Below are 20125 nucleotides of genomic sequence, written 5' to 3'. Positions count from 1 at the left end.
GGATTTCTACAGAGCCTAATTTTAAATTTATAATTTAACAGTAAATTTATTAGTTAATCTAAATTTTTTTTAAATACTCATTTTTTTTGAGTGTATTTTTTAGTTTTAGAGTAAAAATTAAAAATTTACTAAATTTTGTATGTACAGTATAAAAATTTAGTAATTGCATATTTTTTGCAGTTGTAGACGCAAAACTTTTATATATTATGAAGACAAACAAAAAAACGTGACTAAAAAAATAGTCAAAAGTGAAAAAAATGACAATAGAAAGAGAAATATACACGAATCAAATCAAAGAACTAATAGACCAAAACTGTATAAAAATACTAGCCGGAATAAAAAGAGCAGGTAAAACAAAAATACTAAAAAATACAATAGAAGAATTAAAAAAAAGACAAACCAAAAAAGAAAACATTACAGAAATTAATTTTGAAAATGGAACATACCACAAAATCAAAAATAATACCCAACTAGACAAAATACTAGAAAAAAAAATTACAAAAGAAAAACAATACATATTCTTTTATGAAATCCAAAATGTAGAAAACTGGAATGAAAGTATAAATAAATTACAAAACACCAACACTGATATTTACCTCACAATCAGCAATAAACACAAATTAAACGAAAAATTACAAAGATTAAAACAAGATTATAAGATAATAAAAATCTATCCCTTAAATTTTAAAGAAATAATAGAATCAAAAAAAGAAAAAAAAGAAAAATACAATGAAAAATTAATATTTGAAGAATACTTAATATCTGGAGGAATACCATACGTTTCTAATTTAAATGAAGATTTAAAACTCACTTATTTAGAAGATTTATATAATTCCATAATTTTCAAAGAAGTAGTTCAAAAAAATCCCATAAAAAGTACTATGATCCTAGATCAATTAATAAGATTCATCACATTAAACATTGGTTTCCCATTCTCAGCAAATAGTATTTCAAAATATTTCAAAAAACAAGGCCTAAAAATTAGTCACGAAACAGTTTATAATTACTTAACTTACTGTGAAGAAGCATACTTCATACACAAAGTAAAAAGAGAAGATTTAATAGAAGATAAAGTCCTAAAAACTAATGAAAAATTTTACCTAACAGACCACGGATTCAGACAAGCATTATGTTTAAATAACACAGAATGTTTAAGTCAAATCTTAGAAAACATAGTTTATATGGAAATGTTAAGACGTGGCTATAGTATTACAATAGGTAAACTAAGAGATAAAGAAATAGACTTTATTTGCATTAAAAATGATGAAAAAATTTACTTCCAAATTACAGATTATTTAACCTGTGAAAATGATGAAAAAAGAGAATTTGGAGAATTATTAAAAATTGAAAATAATTATCCAAAATTCGTAATAAGTGCAGATGAAACTGATTTTTCACAAAAAGGAATAAAACATTATAATATAATAGAATTTTTAAAAACCAAATCAATATAATAAAAGGATTGATAAAAAATGTTAGTAGAACTTATAGCACTTATTGGTGCTGCAGAATTAGATAATTTATTAATTGGTACTTTATCTGGAGCAAATGGTGTTCCATTTTAAATGATTTTAGCTGTTGATATCGTTTTAACTGTAATAGTATTATGTGTTGGAAATTATTTTGGAGGATACTTCCAAAGCTATCATGAATTAATATCAAGAATCGCTGGTGTTGTTTTCATAATCATTGGTGTAAAAATGTTTTTATTACTATAAAAAAAGAAAATTTATAATTTTCAATTTAAAAAATCTTTTTTAAAATACTACTTACTTCTTTTAATTATTAAATATGGATCTCTTAAAAAAAATAGTTTTTAAAGAATAATATTAAAATATTAAAAAAAACAGAAAAAACTATAATTAAATTTTGGTGACTACTTTTTTATGAAAACCATTAAACAAACATATATTAATGAATTAAACATTAAAAAATCAGAATTCATCTGTAGATTAATACCTTCAACTAATGAAAAACAAGCCAAAGAAATAATTAAACAAATATCTGAGGAATTTAAAGATGCAACCCATAATTGCACTGCTTATATTGTAGAAGAGGGTGAAGGTTATGATGATAATGGTGAACCTAGTGGAACTGCTGGAAGACCTATGCTTAATATTTTAAAGAAAAATAATCTTCAAAACATCACAGCAATAGTAACTAGATATTTTGGTGGAATAAAATTAGGTGCTGGAGGACTTGTTAGAGCATATAGTAAAAGTGTGCAAAACACTTTAGAAACCGCAGAAATAGTTGAAATGGAAAAATACCAAACAGTTCAATTAATATTTTCTTACACTATTATAAAGAATGTGGATAATGAAATTAGAAACCATAACTTAAGAATAATTAAAAAAGAGTATGTGGAAGATGTGAAATACATTATAGCTTTATTAGATGTTAAACTTTTAGAGTCTATTAAAAGCAAATTACAAAATCAAATACGAATAATTAGTCTTGGTGAAAAATTCCTTGAAAAGCAATGAAATCTTTTTTTATCCTTTTTCTATAACTTTAATTAAATTATTACAAGCTTTAACCATTTTCTTATTATCAAATGCTTTACTTATGCGTTTAATAGCATCTAAGTTACGGACAAAAGTATCTAACCAACTATAAATATCTCCAGGATAAGCTTGTATTTGGTACTCATTATAGAGTTTACGACTAATATCATTAGGATCTTTATGTTTTAAACGTTGCTCTAAAATTATCATAGTAACTCCTCTTTGTAAGCAATCACAAAATGGACGATCTTTACATTTACAACGTAAGAAATCTATTTGTAAACGAAGTAATGCTTCTTGAAATTTTTTATCTACTTTAGCTAGAACATCCCCAGAGGATATAATATCTAAAGTGGATTCGCTGAATAATCTTGTTGAAAAATTCATTTTCATACTGTTTGATATTTGTTTATGTATTACTGGAGAGAGGTAAGCGTTTTCAAATAATTCTAAATCCATTGCAATGTTTTCTATTTTTAATTCTGGATTATTTTTATCTAAGTGTTTATAATTATTTTTTTTAGTTTTTTTGTTCTTATTTTTATTTTTTTTATTTTTTTGTGATTCTAAACTTTTATGTGTTGTTTGTTTTTTTGATGAAATTTTTGTAATACGTTTTTGCATGTAAGGTTTGTTTATAAATTGGTTTAAGTAATCTCCACGTTTAAGTGAATTCTTCACATATTCTCCATCTTCCGGTGATAAAAAACTCATACTTACTGCTCGACCATACTTTGAAGAGTTAACATTTTTATTATAATCAAGGTTTAACATTTTATTATCTATTAATTCATTTACCCCTATATCTAGTTCTATAGGAATTGGTTTTTTAGAGTAAAAATCATGTATCATTTGAATATTAGTTAAAGACTCACTACTAACATCAGCTAAAATCTCTTCTAAAGTACCTGATTCAGTATAATTAACATGAACATCTTCAACATCACTTTCAAGTAAATTTAAAGCAGTAACTTCCTCAGATATATTGTCAAATTCATTATCAATTTCAGGTAATAAATAAATCATACCTCGATCATGATAACTAGGACGTCCTGCTCTTCCAAGCATTTGACTAAATTCATTAGGACTAATCCATTTATTACCCATAAGTAAAGATTCAAAAATAACTTGACTGGCAGGGAAATCCACACCAGCAGCTAAAGCGGCAGTAGTTACAACAGCAGCAATCTTACCTTTACCAAAATTTTTCTCAATACGTTCCTTCTTATAATAAGATAAACCTGCATGATAAGCACTAGCATTAATTCCTTTATTACTTAAAAAATTCGCAATTTTATGAGTTTTACGACGAGAATTAGTGAAAATAATAGTTTGACCTTTAAAACCTTTACTACTCTTACTATGATATTCCTTTTGTACAAGTTTCTTCATAATTAAACGTTTTTGAACCTCATTTCTAACAAAAACAAGATGTCGCTCTAAAGGTACAGGACGTTGATCATATTCCACAAGTTTCATATTAAAAGCATCAGCTAAAACTTTAGGATTACGAACAGTAGCACTTAAACCAATCAACTGAGTTTTGGGGAACAGATTACGTATACGATTAATTAAACCATTTAATCTTAAACCTCTATCAGGATCTGAAATTGTGTGAATTTCATCAATAAGCACTACTCCAAGATTAGTTAGTAAATCCTTCTTACCACTACGTAACATGAAATCTAAACCTTCATAAGTACCAACAATAATATCAGAATTAGTAATATTAGAATCTGGTAAGCTTAATTCATTTTTAGCATGTATACGATTTTGTCCAACTTTAATTGCAACTTTTAAACCTAAAGGTTCATATTTCTTTTTAAAATCACGATACTTCTGATTAGCAAGTGCAACAAGAGGTGTTAAAAAAAGAAACTTCTTACCATTTAAAGCCTTAGGAATACCTGCAAGTTCACCAATTAAAGTTTTACCACTACCAGTAGCAGAAACAACAAGCATATCCTCATCACGCATCACACCTTCACGTATAGCAAGTAATTGCACAGGTAAAAGTTTTGCATCAGGATCCCTAGTTAATACTTTTTTAAATGGTTTAGGAACTTTTAATCTACTCATCTTGATTTCAGGAAACTTATTATCATTCACTTTAATCTTATCAAAAAGTGTTAAATTATTATGTTTTAAAGGATCAAACTTTGGAGATAACATTTCAAGTACAGTATCTAAACTTCCAGTTTTCTGCAAAACTCGACTAAAATTTTTAAAAACATGCTTATCATATCTTCGAAGTTTCATTTCTCTTTTAATAGTTTCTTCAGCACAAGTTTTACAAATTCTTTGATCATGATAAGAGTAACTATAATCTTTACTAATGATTGTTACAAACCCTTCATATATACAGTGGGGACAAACTTTAGTATGTCTTACTTTTATATTAGAACTGGTTAAAAATTCTTCTATATCCTCATCATGACTAGCTAGAAATACTGCTTGTGAGCGCAAGAAATTTATAGCATCAGAGGGAGGATATAATTTATCCTCGTTTTCAGTTTTCTTAATATATTTGTTTAAGTTAAAACCTGCTTCATCATAGTGAAATTTAAGTGTTCCTACAAATTCAGGTTCCCTTCTAGTGTTTAAAGCCCCTTTAGGAGAACCTATAGGATACATTTTCCAAGCATTTTTACTTTTTCTTAAAATAATCATATTAAATATAATTATATATCTTATTTTTAATATAAATTTCCCAAAAATAATTAATCTTTTTAAACTTAAATAAAAAAAATAATAAAAAAATAGACAAAAAAATAAATTTCTAAAAAAAATGTTTCTTTAATTATTAATCTAAAGATTAAAACAATACTTAAAATTACAATACTTTAAAAATAAGATTTAATTATAAAAAAAAAACAAATAAAAAAAAAACAAAAAGTATTAATATATCTTAAGTATAATAATAAAATATTAATAAACATTTTTATGGAGGTGAAAATTATGGTAAATAAATATTTAGCTACAATAATCTCATTTTTCTTACCAGGTATTGGAGAATTAATACAAGGTGGAGAAACTAAAAAAAATATTATAATATTCATCATTTATCTTATACTCGGTGCAATTATGTTCTCCACTAAAGGTAGTATTGTATACAGCATATTAGCAATCATAGTATTAATATATTGTATTTACTTTGCATATGATACTTACAAAATGAGTGAATAAAATTAAAAATTTAAATTTTGGGGAAAATTTTTATTTATTAATTTCCCCTTATTAACCCCTTAAAATACTAATTTTTTATAAACACGAAATATTTTTTGATACTATTTCTACAAAATTCATCTTTTTATTATATTAAAATGATAGTTTTAAATTTCATAAATAATAAGAGTTAAATACTTATGATTTTAAAGTTTTATTAATTATAAGTTTAATAAGGAAATTATTTATAATGGTTGAAAGTGTTTTTGCAGGAATAATTAGTTTGATTATGCCCGGTTTAGGTCATGTTATGCAACATGATCATATTGGAATCTATTTTTTAATTATTACTTTTGTTTTTTGGATAGTTCTTAGTTTTACAAGTAATATTTGGGCAGGTATAATTTATTTAGTTTATATGATTTTAGTTGCTTTCATGGCTTATTGTTTACCTGAAGTTTAAAAAAAAAAGTTATTTATTAATTTATTATATTTAGTAATTTTAAAAAAAGGAGAAAGAAGGTGGGATTTGGATTAGATGCATTATACTGCATCGTCTCCTCTTTCACCTGTTCTTATTCTTATGACTTCATCAATTGGTGAGATGAAAATTTTACCATCTCCAACATCACCAGTTCTTGCAGCATCTATTACTACTTGACTAACTTCTTCAACATCTTCGTCTTTGACAATTAGTTCTACACGTGTTTTTGGGATTAAATCTATACAATAGTTTGAACCTCTGTATGATTCTTTTATTCCTAATTGTCGTCCTCTTCCTCTAATTTCGGAGATGTTCATTCCATCACACCCTATTCTTATTAAGGCTTTTTTTACATCTTCTAATTTTGCTTCACGAATTACTGCTATTATTCTTTTCAAGTTATCATGACTCCATTAATAATATATTGTTTTTGATCTTATAAGTTGTATCCGGATTCTTCGTGAAGATTGGTATCTAATCCTTCTACTTCAACTGATTCTTCTACTCTTAGACCCATTGTTTTATCGATTACTTTAGCAATGATATAACTTACACCAAATGCCCATACTATTGAGACTGCAGTTGCAAGTAATTGTATTCCTACTTGTCCTGGATTTCCATATAATAATCCTGATGCTGCGGAGTTAATGAATGGGGATGCGAATATACCTGTTACGATTGATCCAAATATACCGGAACATCCGTGTACACCAAATACATCTAATGCATCATCGTATCCAAGTCTTTCTTTAATGTAGTATACTGCGAAGTATGAAACTAATGAAGCTCCAAGACCAATTATAATTGCTGCTGGAACATCAACAAATCCTGCTGCAGGAGTGATTGCTACAAGTCCTGCTATGAGTCCTGTTATTGCACCTAATACTGTTGGTTTTCCAACTTTTATAGCATCAATAATACACCACATGATGAGTGCTGCACATGCTGCTACTATACTTACAAGTATGGCACTGGAAGCTAATCCTCCAGCTGTTAATGCAGATCCTCCATTGAATCCTAACCATCCAAAGAATAGGAATGCTGCACCAAGTATGGATGTTGTTAAGTTATGAGGTAATAATGTTTTTTCTTTACGTGCACCTAATACTAAGATAAGTGCTAATGCGGATAGACCACAGTTAATATGAACTACTGTACCTCCTGCGAAATCAAGAGCTCCGAGGTTCATTAACCATCCTCCACCCCATACCCAATGACATATTGGTAGGTATACAAGTGTTGCCCATGCGATAATAAATACTATCCATGAAGATGTTTTCATTCTTCCTACTACTGCACCTGATATTAATGCTCCTGTTAATGCTGCAAATGTTAATTGGAACACTATATAAAGCATTGTTGGTATTGATCCATTTAATGCATCTGGAGAAATTCCTGACATAAATAGGTTTGCAGGTGCTCCTATGATTCCATTAATTGTTGAACCAAAGGCAAATGAATATCCATAAGTTACCCATATTAATGCAATTATTGCAAATGTTATGAGTGTTAAAAACATTGTGTTTAATACGTTTTTCTTTTTAGCTAGTCCGCCATAAAAAAATGCGGCTCCAGGTATACTCATGAGTAATACTAGAATAGATGCTACTATTATCCATGCTGTATCACCTGAACTTAATGCTGCGATTGCTGACATATAAATCTTCTCTCTTCTGTAAATATTATTTTTGATTTTAAATTAATTTTTTTTGTGAGGTTTTCCGTTATTTTTTTATTAAAATTTTTTTTTGAATAAACAAACTTTTTAAATTAAATGATTAATTAGAAATTTTTTTTTAGCTTATAAAATTATGAATTTTTTTTGAAATGGTTTTTGATTATTCTTAAAATATTTATCATATTCTTTTTGAATTAAGAATCATTTCTTAAAAATGGATGTTTATTCAAAAAATATTTTTTGCCGGAATACGGAAACCACCTTCCGACATAATAATGTTGTTTACAAGAGTATTTAAATGTTTTGGTAAAAAAATAAGAATCCAAAACCAACATTAAAAAGATAAAAAATAAAAAAAACAAAAAAACAAAACTAAAAAGATAAAATAAAAACATAAAACCAATAAAAATAGAAATAAAAATAAAATACATTATAAATAAAAATTTAAGATAAAAAAATAGGAAAAAAATTAAAAAAATATGAATCTTAAAAAAACATGCAAACCGGAAAAAATTTGAAAAAATCACCGGCACAACACTAAAATAATGATCTGAAAAAAATAAAAAATAAAAAAATATTTAAAAATAGGGAAAACACTAAAAAAAATAGTAAAAAAATGTTCAAACAATAACAAACTTTAAATGATAAAAAATTCAATATTAAAAATGTATAATAGAAAATTATACAAAAAATATATATAAAAACTATTTTAAATACAAAACAATTAATATAGGTGAACAAACTTGAATTCAATAACAAAAGGAGATACAATAAAATTATTATCCATAGGTTTGTTAACATTAGGTTTGAGCAGCATCGCTGCTCAATACACAGGGAACATAATAACCAATAGTCTGTACCCAACAGATATTCAAGTAAATTAACTACAATATAATAGTAATTTCACACCTACAAAAAAAAATAATTTATCTGAAAGAGAAATAGAAACCAAACAAATAAAAAATAAATAATTTTATCAAAAACTTTCAGAAAAAATAATCATAAAAATAATTAATATAATATAATAATTATTATTATAATAAAAAAAATTAAGATTAAGATTTTTTTTATAATTAATTTACTAATTTTAATAAAAATTAAACTACAAGAATTTTACTAGTTTAAAATATTTTTAAAAACTTCCAAAAAAAAAAATAACAACTTAATATTAAAAAAATTTTTCATAATAGGATGGTAGAAAAAATGCCTGAAAAAAATAGTATAGGATTTAAAGTAAAACAGATGAGAGAAACCCAAGACATGGAAATCAAACAACTAGCAGAAGATAGTGGAGTAAGCCTCCCTATAGTAAAAGCTATAGAAAAAGGAGATGTGATACCATCACTCACACCACTAACTAAAATATCTCGTGCATTAGGAGTAAGACTCGGAACATTCCTTGATGACACCCCTGAAGAAGATCCAATAATAGTAAGAGGGGGAAAAAGTGATCATACCGTATACTTCAGTGGAAGAGAAAATGTAACAAATAGTTCAGATTTAGAATTCCATGCATTAGCAGCAGGAAAAGTAGACAGACATATGGAACCATTCATAATAGATGTTGAATCTAAAGAAGAAAACTATGAATTATCTAGCCATGAAGGTGAAGAATTTATATATGTTTTAAATGGGGACATAGAATTAGAATATGGAAAAGAAACAAGTATACTAAACAAAGGTGATAGTGCATACTACGATGGAATCGTACCACACCACCTTCACAGTTATCATAAAGAAAAATCACAAATATTAGCAGTACTCTACACTCCAAAAGATTAAAATAAAATGGGAGAACATAAAAATGTTTGAAATAACAGTAACTCCCCGTTTTGGAGATATAGATGGTTTAAAACATGTAAACAATAATAAAATGGTAGACTGGTTTGAGCTTGCTAGAAATGAAATATTTAAATTTTTCACACCAAATTTAAGCTTAGAAGATGAAGACTGGAAATTAATACTTGTACACAATGAAGCAAACTTTGTTGGACAAACATTCTTTGGAAAAGATGTAACAATCTTATCATATATTTTAAGAGTTGGTGAAACCTCATTTACCACAGGGGAAGAAGCATGGCAAAATGGAGAATTAAAAGCAGTTGGAAAATCAATTCTTGTATACTATGATTGGATAAACAATGAACAAATGCCAATACCTGAGGACATAAAAGAAAAACTTAATAAACACTTAATAAGTGAAGAAGAAATCGGAAAACACATACCAAGTATGAAGGTGAAATAAAAATGTTTGAAACTATAGTTCAACCACAATTCGGGGACATTGATGCAATGCGTTGTGTAAACAACACAGTGATAGGTAACTGGTTTGAAGTTGGGAGAAATGATGTATTCAGATTTTTCACACCGGATTTAGACCTACATTATGAAAAATGGAAACTTATAATGTTGCGTACAGAAAACGATTTTGTTGGAAAAACCGTTTATGGTAAAGATGTACTTATAAAAACTTACATATTACATATTGGAAACACATCTTTTGTTACAGGCCATGAAGCATGGCAAGATGGAGAATTAAAAGCTAAAGGAAAAAGTGTAGTAGTTAACTTTGATTTTATGGCACAACACAAAGAACCCATACCAGAAGAGATTAAAGAGAAACTTAGAGAACACTTAATTAGTGAAGATGAAATAGCAAATGATTGCTTTTTAAAGAAAAATAAAAAAAATAATATATAATGGTGGTGTTTAAAATTTCAGAATTATTCACAGAAAAAAGTCTAGGAGCATTCTTTGAAGACATGGTAAAAAAACAACCAGACCATGAATTTTTAGTTTACCCAGACAGAGGACTACGTTTCACATACAAAGAATTCGATGAAAGAGCAGATAATCTAGCAAAAGGATTACTTGGAATTGGAGTTGGAAAAGGAGATCATGTTGGAATATGGGCAAAAAATGTGCCTGAATGGATAACATTCATGTTTGCAACAGCAAAAATTGGTGCAGTACTTGTAACAATGAATACTGCTTACCAAAAACATGAAGTAGATTATGTATTAGAACAATCAGACATGAAAGCAATAGCTATGACTGATGGATTCCGTGACACATCTTACTTTAACATAATGTATGAACTAGTACCAGAATTAAAAACACAAGCAAGAGGAAATCTTCACAGTAAAAAATATCCACATTTAAAAGATATAATCTATATTGGACAAAGAAAACACCGGGGAATGTACAATACTAATGAATTACTTTTATTAGGTCAAAATGTTGCAGATAAAGAATTAACTGATGCAAAAGCTAATGTGGATCAGAATGATGTAATCATGATGCAATATACTAGTGGTACAGAAGGATTCCCAAAAGGAGTAATGTTAACAAGTAGAAATATTGTAAACGATGGATTTTATATTGGGGAAAACATGAACTATACTAATAAAGATCGTTTATGTTTAATTGTACCATTATTCCACTGTTTTGGAACAGTTCTTGGAGTAATGTCAGTAATCACTCATGGTTCAACACTTGTAATGTTAGAAGAATTCAACCCATTACTCACTTTATCTAGTATCCAAAAAGAAAAATGTACTAGTGTTTATGGAGTTCCAACAATGTTCATTGCAGAATTAAACCATCCTATGTTTGATATGTTCGACTTAACTAGTTTAAGAACAGGTATTATGGCAGGTTCCACATGTCCAAAAGAAGCAATGAAAGCTGTAATAGATAAAATGAACATGAAAGAAATCACAAGTGTTTATGGATTAACTGAAGCAGCACCAGGATTCACACAAACATGTGCAGAAGATACTTTTGAAAAGAAAGTTAACACTGTAGGTAGAAAATTCCCAAACATTGAGGTTAAAATTGTAGATCCTGAAACTGGTGAAGAATTACCTCAAGGAGAAAAAGGGGAAATAATGTGTAAAGGATTCAATGTGATGAAAGGATACTATAACATGCCTGAGAAAACTGCTGAAACCATTGAACCTGATGGATGGTTACACAGTGGAGATTTAGCTGTGGAAGATGAAGATGGATATTATAGTATTGTTGGACGTATTAAAGATATGATTATACGTGGAGGGGAAAATATTTACCCTCGTGAAATTGAAGAATACTTATTCACTCATCCATGTATCCAAGATGCACAAGTAGCAGGAATACCTGATGAAAAATATGGGGAAATCGTAGGTGCATTCATAATTAAAGAAGATAATTGTGATGACTTAACAGAAGCTGATATAAGAGACTTTTGTATAGGTAATATTGCAAGATTTAAGGTTCCTAAATATGTATTCTTTGTAGAAGAATTCCCATTAACTACTAGTGGAAAAATTCAAAAGTATAAACTTGGAGATTTAGGTCTTAAATTACTTGAAGAGCGAAAAGTAAATGGAGATTTATAAATTAAATTTAAATTCTCCAAATTTTTTTCCTTATTTTAAAAACTTTTTTTTATACTCACAAATTATCAAATACTTTTTTTTATTAGTTCTTAGTTTTTTATAAATATTAATTTATAGAAAAGTGAAAATTAAATAATAGATATATACATTTATTATTACTTTTTAAATAATAAGATTAGAAGATAGGTTTAAACGGATGGAAAGATTAAAATTATTGAAAACAAGAAAAGATTTAATAAAATAATGAAAGGAATCTTTAAAAATATTGAAAATGAAAGTTGATGGTGTAAATGAAAAGTTTTTAGGTTTTAAACTCAACTGTAGAATCACTAACATCATAATTAGAAGCAATATTATTTACTTCATCTTTAATTTTAAATAAACTATTAGCATCAGTCATATTTGTCTTAATCTTTAAAGTGAGAACATTACTAATTCCATCAAGACTCCACACATGTAAATCTTCAACACCAATAACACCCTGGATATTTGTAACTTCTGATTTAAAAGTTTTTAAATCAAAATCATTAGGTACTGATTGTACCAGTACTTTTAAACTACGATAAAGATTATTTCCAAGATTATAAATAATCCATAAACTAATACCGATACTAGCTAAAGGATCTAAAATAGGAATATTATAGAATACAAGCACAACACTTAAAATTAAAACAACAATCCATTCAACAACATCACCAAACAAGTGAACAAGAATACTTCGTTCATTAAATGTTTTACCTCCATGTAAGGCATAAACTGATAAACCTTTTAAAAGGATACCTAATAGGGCAACAAGAACCATACCAGTTGAAGAAGGTTCCACAGGTGCAAATAAACGACTAAAAGCTTCATATAATACAACGACACAAGCACAAATAACAATAGTACTTGTGAGTACTGCACCTAAAACACTAAACCGTTTATATCCATAAGTGTAAATATAATTTCGACCACGTTCAGAAAACTTTTGCAAAAACCATGCAATAAAAATTGCAAGAGTATCACCAACATCATGAACAGCATCTGCAAGAATCGCAATACTATTAGTAAGTAATCCTCCAACAATAACAATAACATTAAAAAGTAGATTTAAAACTAGTGCAAAGGATAAATGCACAGTAGCTTTATGATTATAATCATCTAATTTATTCATAAGTAGTTTTATGTTTTAAACAGTATATAATATTATATAAGATAAATTAATCATATGAGCAAATATTCATATGAAAAATGTTTTAAAATATATAAAAACTAATTCTATAAAAAAAAGAACTTAACAAATAATCTAAAAAAAATAAAAAATTAAATTTAATTAATAAACAGTAATTGTACCCAAGGTACTGCTTGCTAAATAAGGATTATCCCCATCAAAAGAACAATCTACTTTATAACAACCAATATTTAAATTTATAGGTAAATTATACTCCCCATTAGTATCAGTGGTAACATAATAAGTTTTACTAACACCATCACTTAAACAGGATAATTTTAAATTAACAATTCTATTTACTATAGGATTTCCCCACACATCACTCAATTTACCAATTAAAGAATTACCACTATCAAATGTTTCATTAAAATTATTAACAATTAGATTAGTATTATAAAGGTTTGTTATAATGTTATAATAAGTGAAAATTGTTGATGATGTATACTGATTATTTCCAGAATAACTTGCATTCATACTATAGGCACCTGTTAAAAGATTAATAGGTAAACTTGCAATACCTTCATTATCAGTTAAAATCTTATATACCTTGTTTAATCCATTACTTAAATTAGTAATATTTAAAAGAACTTCTTCATTGGATAAAGCTTTACCAGTATTAGTTGTTAATTTAACAGTGTATTTATTAGTATAACCATAAATTACAGAAACATTAGAACTATTAAGAATAGTACTAGTATTAGTTGATGTGAAAGTGAAATTTTGATTACCTACATTAATTAGTATATTATCTAATTCATATGATGAAACATTAAAATCTGTAGTTCCATTAATTAAAATATTTGTATCTATTAAATTATTATTATAATATAAATTAGCGAAAACTGGTAAATTAATATTATCCTTACTAGAAGTATTAGATGAGGCCATTTCAACAGTTATTATACTATTTTTATAGGTAGCTTTAGTGTTTAACCATGTAGATGGTAAACCTACATCATTTTTAATATCATAGTAAGATTGGTTAAATTGACTAATATTGGTTAAAGGGTTATTTATTCCCCACCAGTTATTATTAAAATTACTAGGTAATGAACAACGATAAATGTAAACATCACTACCATTTAATGCAATATTATTAATAAAACTATTAAAATTACATTCAACACTTGAAAGTACAGATCCATAAGCTTCTTCAACATATACTCCTGCACCATAATCAGCACTATTATTTTTAAAAACATTACCAGTTATATTATTTGCACCATAGATGAATAAACAAGCACCTTTTTTAGCATTATTAGAAATAAAAATATTATTAGTAATATTAACAGTTATTGCATTCCATTCATAAACACAAGCACCCCATTCACCTGCAGTGTTATTTATAAAAAAGTTACCTATAATTTTTCCACTACTGTAATTATTTAGGGAAATTGCACCCCCATCATAATCACATTTACAATTTGCAAAAAAGCTATTAGTTAAGGTTAAATCCCCATTAAAACAGTTTATTGAACCACCGTTATGACCACTACTACAGTTATTAAAAAAGGAATTATCAATTATTAAATTTCCACCAAGATTAGCTATACAACCACCATTGTTACTAGCATAGGCACCTGTGAAATTACAATTAGAAATAGTAACTTTTGCATCATAAATGTCTAAAGCACCACCAAAATTACTAGAACCTCCAATAAAATTTAAACCAGCAAACATAATATTAGTATTTTTTCCTGTTATGGTGAAAATACTTGTATTAAAATTTGTAGCATTGATAATAGAATTTTCATCACCAATAAAATTTAAACTTTTATTAACAATTAAACCGGACTCATGATATGTGCCATTGCTTAAAACAATATTACAACCTTCACTGGCATTATCAATAACAGTTTGAATATTAGTATTATTATCCACATAAATATTATTAGTAGTATTAGAATTTAATATTACATTATCATTTGTATAATTATTTGTATCAACTGCAAAAGCTGAAGGAACAGATAATATTAAGACAGCTAGCGTTACTAAAATAATTAAAATATTTAAACACTTAAAATTTTTCATATTTTCCTCCTAATTTTAAAAATAAATAAACGACAAGTGATACATTACATATCGACATTTAAAAATATAAAATTAAAAATATATAAAACATTCCCCCCTCAACATTCAAAATAAAGATAATAAATAAATTAAAAATAAATAATCAATAAAAACTGAATAAAAAAAATTTTAAAATAGGGATATCAAAAGAAGTTTTAAATGTTTTTATAATTCAGAAAATAAAAACAAGGATTTATATTAGTTTACCCCATTCTATTTTTTTACTAGTGATTTCAGATGCGAATTCTGCACTATAATTAATACTATACCCATTTAATCTTTGTGAAATATATGCTGCCATATAAGTATCTCCAGCTCCTGTTGGAAAATTTTCTTCTTGGACTTTAACTGCAGGTACAGAAATTGTAGTATTAGTAATTTTAGAATGTATAAGTGAACCTTTATGTGCTTGTGTTATTATTGTTTCTAATGGTCCTAGTTTAGATAATTTATATGCTATTAAATCTAAGGGATCATTTGGATATAATGTTTGTGCTTCAAATTGATCTAAAAATAAACCAGTTATATAAGGTAATATTTGATTAAGGTCCTTATTTTTCTCTAATTTTATTTGATTATTCTTAGATTGTGTTCTTAAAAGTCCTTGTATACTTAAATAGATAGGTGTTTTTAATGTATTTAAATATTGATAAATATTTAAGTTGAAATCTGTTTTTAATAGAGGATTTAAGATTATTGCTGAGAAATTTATATTTTCTGTTAATGGTTTAATGTCTTCTATAGTTATTGGTGTATTTGCGAAGTTACTTGTTTGTATTCTTTTTTCTGGTGTTAAGTATTTATTAGTGAATGTTATTGTTTCTTTTTTATATATTGGATGTATTTTTTCTGGATTAGGGAAGTTGTTTATTAAGTTTTTATCTTCAGTTTTTAGTGATAGGATTATTTGATATGGGGTTTTTAAGTATTGGTAGATTTGACTTTGGTAGTATAAGGCTCCACCTGTTTTTTCTATTTTTTGTGTTTTGTTTATTAGTATGTCTTTACTTAGTGGTCCTATTGCTAATACTGGTTTCATATTAATTTCTTACCTTTTAGTATTATTAATGTTTTAAAAAAATAAGAGTAAGAGAAAGGTTTTATATTCCTCTTTCTTGCATTCTTTCAGAATCTGAAATGTTGGAGATTTCTATTCCTTTCATTGCTTCTCCAAGTCCTTTGGATACTTCGGCAAGTTTTTCAGGTTTATCATAATTAGCTGTAGCTTCAACAATTGCTTTTGCAAATGCTTCTGGATTACCTGATTTGAAGATTCCAGATCCTACAAATATTCCATCAGATCCAAGTTGCATCATTAAGGATGCATCTGCTGGTGTTGCAATTCCTCCAGCTGCAAAGTTTACTACTGGTAAGTGTCCAAGTTTTGCTGTTTCTTCAAGTAATGGTAATGGTGCTTCTATGACTCTTGCATATTCTCTTAATTCTTCAGTGTTTTTGTTTTGAACATCTCTGATTTCCCCAGTTACCATTCTCATGTGACGTACTGCTTCAACAACATTTCCTGTTCCTGGTTCTCCTTTGGTTCGTATCATTGCTGCACCTTCGTCGATTCTTCTTAATGCTTCTCCGAGGTTTCTTGCTCCACATACGAATGGGATTGTGAATTCTTTTTTGTTTATGTGGAATTCGTCGTCTGCTGGTGTGAGTACTTCACTTTCATCTATCATGTCTACTCCGAGTGTTTGAAGTATTTGTGCTTCTGCAATATGTCCTATTCTTGCTTTTGCCATTACAGGTATACTAACTGCATCTACTACTTCTTCTACGATAGTTGGATCCGCCATTCTTGCTACTCCACCTGCTTTACGGATGTCTGCTGGTACTTTTTCTAATGCCATTACTGCTACTGCCCCTGCATCTTCTGCAATTGCTGCTTGTTTTGCATTTACTACATCCATGATGACTCCACCTTTAGTCATTTTTGCAAAGCCTTCTTTTAATACGTCTGTTCCTTTTTCCATTCTATAATTCTCCTAGAAAATTTTTAAATTGTATTTTTTTATAATTTTTAAAGTTTTATATTAATTAATAATTTATTTTTTTAAGTATTTATAAATATTTATATATACAATACTATTATATAACTATTGTTATAAAAGTTTTTGTATAAAAAAAATAACTTAAAACAAGACAATAAAAAAAGAAAAAGAAAAAAAAGTTTTAAAATTTTATATATTAAGCTTTAATACTTAAACTTGTGTTTGCAATACTAGATTCATATTCATTTGTACCCGTGAAACTGCATTGAGCAGTATATGATCCTTTAGCTAAATTAATAACTAAACTATATACTCCATTAGTATCAGTATATACATAGTATGTTTTACTTAAACCATTACGTGAATTATTAAGATTAATACTAATCATTTGATTACTTAATGGTTCACTTTCACTATTTATAAGTTTTCCAGTAAAAATAAGACCATAATTAACTTTAGCAAGAAATTCATCAGCACTTAAAACAGTAACAACCTTATTAATAAGTATTGAACCATTAATTATAGTTGATAGGGAATAAGTAACATTTTTAACAGTTAAACCATTAAAACTTCCACTAACACTATATTCTCCAGGGTAAAGGTTGATTTCTAATTGATACTCACCAGTATTATCAGTTGTACATGGATAAATTTTACTTACACCATCACTAAGACGTGTTAAGTTTAATAAGATATGTTGACCAATTACAGGTTTACCATTAATATCTAAGAGTTTTCCAGTTAAGTTTAAACCATCACCATAAGTTTCAGTTAAATTATTCACACTTAAAACAGTACCAACAAATGTCATATTAGCTTTAATACTAATACTACTATAAACAGGACCTATATTAAGGTAAGTGTTATTTCCAATGGTTTTTCCAAGATAACTTGCACTAGCACTGTATTCTCCTACTGCAAGATTAATAGGTAAAGCATAATCTCCATTAATATCACTTGTAACATTATAAACCTTACTTAAATTATTACCTAGATTAGTGAGATTTAAAAATATCACCATACCATTTAAAGGAGTACCATTAAATGTAGTTAACTTACCTGTAAGATTACCAAGTAAACCAACAGTCATAGTATAATTGTTTAAAGTTAAAACAGAATCAATAGGATTAGTTACACTAATATTACAAGACCCATTACACTTATTAATATCCTTATTTCCAGGATAATAATAACTTAGATTATAAGTTCCAAGACTATAATTACTTAAATCAATACTAGCTAAACCATCCTTATCAGTGATTAAAGTATAATTAGTTCCATTAATAAGTACAGTGATATTAGCTTCATTAATAGGAATATTATTACTTGTTAAGTTAAAATTTAAAACTTTACCTTTAACATCGTAAGTGAGAATAATATTAGAATCAGTTTTTAATTTATCAACAACATTAATATTACTAAATCCATTAGATGATGTGTATAAATTGTTTCCAAAGTAAACATAATCTACATTATATGATCCTAAACTTAAATTGTTTAAACTTAAACATGCCACACCATTCACATTTGTCACAACAGGATAATATGTATTGTTAAATACGAATAGTAAACTCTCATTACTTAAAACATTACCATCTAAAGTCTTTAAACAAACAGTATAATTAACACTACTATTAATAGTGCTGAGATTAAAACCCTCAAAATGTGTAATTTTTTGAATGAAAATTAGTGAACTATTACTAGATTTAATATAATTATCATCACCACGGAAAGTGTAAGTTAAAGTATAAACACGTCCACCAGGTAAACCATTAGGAATAGAGATAATTCCATCATTAGTGAAACCATTCACTCCATTAATATTATAATAAATAGTTTTACCAGTTAATAATTTAGTTTTATAAACATCATACAAGAACACAGGAACAGTATTAGAATTAGTACCTTCAATGAAAATATAATGATCCATACTATTATTCACAAAAGTCTTCCGAGAATTTATAGTAAAATTCACTTGTAAACCAGTCCTATTAGTATAATTATAATCACCAACAAAATTATAATTCAAAATATGATTTAAAGCAGCAGTTAAATCTTTAGAAACAGGAATACTAACTTGACCATTACTATTAGTAATTAAAGTTTCTGCAGTTAATGAATCAAAATGATACTTAATAGTCTTACCCTCTAAAGGATCATTAGACTTTGAATCAGTTAAAGTCACAATAATAGCATTATCCACACCATAAGTAAAAGTATACTTAAGATATGGAGTACTTATATTTGGAGTTTGCTGAATCACATTAATATTAGTAGTAACCACATTAGATTTTGTGTAATTCTCATCACCCATAAATTGATAAGATAAAGTATAATCACCAACTTTTAAACCAGTTATAGGTAAAACAAATGCTTCACCAGATACTGCCTCTTTAGATTCTTCACCATTAAAAGTATAAGAAATCTTTTTATTAGGCAATAAATCCTTAGAAGCATTATAAAGATTAATAGTCACAGTATTACTTTCACTATTAAAAATAAAACTATAACTCACATCAGTAGTATTAATACTAGTAGCTTGAGGATTAATAGTAATAAATGTTTCACTAGAAGATTTTGAGTAATTTTCATTACCACCAAAATCATACTTCAAAGTATACTCACCACCAGC

17 protein-coding genes are annotated in these 20125 nt (G+C 27.2%); 9 read left to right on the top strand and 8 right to left on the bottom strand.

Annotation, left to right across the window (positions count from 1 at the left end; all coding sequences use genetic code 11):
• Nucleotides 1–257: 257 nt before the first annotated feature.
• The 3 genes from BP997_RS02360 (at nucleotide 258) to BP997_RS02350 (ending at nucleotide 2486) form a co-directional block, all read left to right on the top strand.
• Complete coding sequence (locus tag BP997_RS02360; RefSeq protein ID WP_409198905.1) at nucleotides 258–1454, top strand: ATP-binding protein; 1197 nt, start codon at nucleotides 258–260, stop codon at nucleotides 1452–1454.
• A 111-nt stretch (nucleotides 1455–1565) separates the two neighbouring features.
• Nucleotides 1566–1718 carry a hypothetical protein gene (locus BP997_RS02355; protein WP_413828567.1) on the top strand — a complete coding sequence of 51 codons (153 nt, stop codon included), beginning with the start codon at nucleotides 1566–1568 and terminating at the stop codon, nucleotides 1716–1718.
• 168 nt (nucleotides 1719–1886) lie between these two features.
• Nucleotides 1887–2486: a YigZ family protein gene (locus BP997_RS02350; RefSeq protein ID WP_413828754.1), complete on the top strand. Its 600-nt coding sequence runs from the start codon at nucleotides 1887–1889 to the stop codon at nucleotides 2484–2486.
• Nucleotides 2487–2495: 9 nt separating this feature from the next.
• Here BP997_RS02350 and BP997_RS02345 read toward each other — a convergent pair whose 3' ends face one another.
• On the bottom strand, nucleotides 2496–5177 hold the full coding sequence (locus BP997_RS02345; RefSeq protein WP_413824889.1) for a DUF5814 domain-containing protein: 2682 nt from the start codon (nucleotides 5175–5177) through the stop codon (nucleotides 2496–2498).
• Between the two features lie 288 nt (nucleotides 5178–5465).
• Here BP997_RS02345 and BP997_RS02340 point away from each other — a divergent pair, with 288 nt between their 5' ends.
• Nucleotides 5466–5693 carry a hypothetical protein gene (locus tag BP997_RS02340; protein WP_409198901.1) on the top strand — a complete coding sequence of 76 codons (228 nt, stop codon included), beginning with the start codon at nucleotides 5466–5468 and terminating at the stop codon, nucleotides 5691–5693.
• A gap of 229 nt (nucleotides 5694–5922) precedes the next feature.
• Entirely contained in the window at nucleotides 5923–6135 is a 213-nt protein-coding gene (locus tag BP997_RS02335) for a hypothetical protein (protein WP_409198900.1), read from the top strand.
• An 80-nt stretch (nucleotides 6136–6215) separates the two neighbouring features.
• Here BP997_RS02335 and BP997_RS02330 read toward each other — a convergent pair whose 3' ends face one another.
• Both BP997_RS02330 and BP997_RS02325 read right to left on the bottom strand, forming a co-directional pair.
• A complete protein-coding gene (locus tag BP997_RS02330; RefSeq protein ID WP_409198899.1) occupies nucleotides 6216–6554 on the bottom strand; it encodes a P-II family nitrogen regulator in 339 nt (112 codons plus the stop codon).
• A 38-nt stretch (nucleotides 6555–6592) separates the two neighbouring features.
• Nucleotides 6593–7813, bottom strand: a complete 1221-nt coding sequence (locus tag BP997_RS02325) for an ammonium transporter (RefSeq protein WP_413828752.1) — start codon at nucleotides 7811–7813, stop codon at nucleotides 6593–6595.
• 1224 nt (nucleotides 7814–9037) lie between these two features.
• On the opposite strand from BP997_RS02325, the gene BP997_RS02320 reads away from it, so the two are divergent.
• The 4 genes from BP997_RS02320 to BP997_RS02305 are packed head-to-tail and all read left to right on the top strand — an operon-like array spanning nucleotide 9038 to nucleotide 12213.
• Nucleotides 9038–9616: a helix-turn-helix domain-containing protein gene (locus BP997_RS02320; RefSeq protein WP_409198896.1), complete on the top strand. Its 579-nt coding sequence runs from the start codon at nucleotides 9038–9040 to the stop codon at nucleotides 9614–9616.
• Between the two features lie 22 nt (nucleotides 9617–9638).
• The gene (locus BP997_RS02315; RefSeq protein ID WP_409198895.1) at nucleotides 9639–10079 is read left to right on the top strand and encodes an acyl-CoA thioesterase; all 441 of its coding nucleotides are present in this window, start codon (nucleotides 9639–9641) and stop codon (nucleotides 10077–10079) included.
• 2 nt (nucleotides 10080–10081) lie between these two features.
• The gene (locus BP997_RS02310; RefSeq protein WP_409198894.1) at nucleotides 10082–10534 is read left to right on the top strand and encodes an acyl-CoA thioesterase; all 453 of its coding nucleotides are present in this window, start codon (nucleotides 10082–10084) and stop codon (nucleotides 10532–10534) included.
• Nucleotides 10534–12213 carry an AMP-binding protein gene (locus tag BP997_RS02305; RefSeq protein ID WP_409198893.1) on the top strand — a complete coding sequence of 560 codons (1680 nt, stop codon included), beginning with the start codon at nucleotides 10534–10536 and terminating at the stop codon, nucleotides 12211–12213. The genes BP997_RS02310 and BP997_RS02305 overlap by 1 nt, the downstream gene beginning before the upstream one ends.
• A gap of 301 nt (nucleotides 12214–12514) precedes the next feature.
• Here BP997_RS02305 and BP997_RS02300 read toward each other — a convergent pair whose 3' ends face one another.
• From BP997_RS02300 to BP997_RS02280, 5 genes are all read right to left on the bottom strand, one after another.
• Complete coding sequence (locus tag BP997_RS02300; RefSeq protein ID WP_409198892.1) at nucleotides 12515–13366, bottom strand: cation diffusion facilitator family transporter; 852 nt, start codon at nucleotides 13364–13366, stop codon at nucleotides 12515–12517.
• A 159-nt stretch (nucleotides 13367–13525) separates the two neighbouring features.
• Nucleotides 13526–15454, bottom strand: a complete 1929-nt coding sequence (locus BP997_RS02295) for a hypothetical protein (protein ID WP_413828750.1) — start codon at nucleotides 15452–15454, stop codon at nucleotides 13526–13528.
• A gap of 232 nt (nucleotides 15455–15686) precedes the next feature.
• Nucleotides 15687–16532: a PfkB family carbohydrate kinase gene (locus tag BP997_RS02290; RefSeq protein WP_409198890.1), complete on the bottom strand. Its 846-nt coding sequence runs from the start codon at nucleotides 16530–16532 to the stop codon at nucleotides 15687–15689.
• 61 nt (nucleotides 16533–16593) lie between these two features.
• On the bottom strand, nucleotides 16594–17475 hold the full coding sequence (pdxS, locus tag BP997_RS02285) for a pyridoxal 5'-phosphate synthase lyase subunit PdxS (RefSeq protein ID WP_409198889.1): 882 nt from the start codon (nucleotides 17473–17475) through the stop codon (nucleotides 16594–16596).
• Between the two features lie 214 nt (nucleotides 17476–17689).
• Nucleotides 17690–20125, bottom strand: a 2436-nt coding sequence (locus BP997_RS02280) for a hypothetical protein (RefSeq protein WP_413828748.1), incomplete at its 5' end; no start/stop codon positions are given.

This window comes from Methanobrevibacter sp. UBA412 (assembly GCA_002495685.1).
GTDB classification, from domain to species: Archaea; Methanobacteriota; Methanobacteria; order Methanobacteriales; family Methanobacteriaceae; genus Methanobrevibacter_A; species Methanobrevibacter_A acididurans.
The sequence above is the reverse complement of the archived record's forward strand: the minus strand, read 5'-3'. Positions and strand labels throughout refer to the sequence as shown.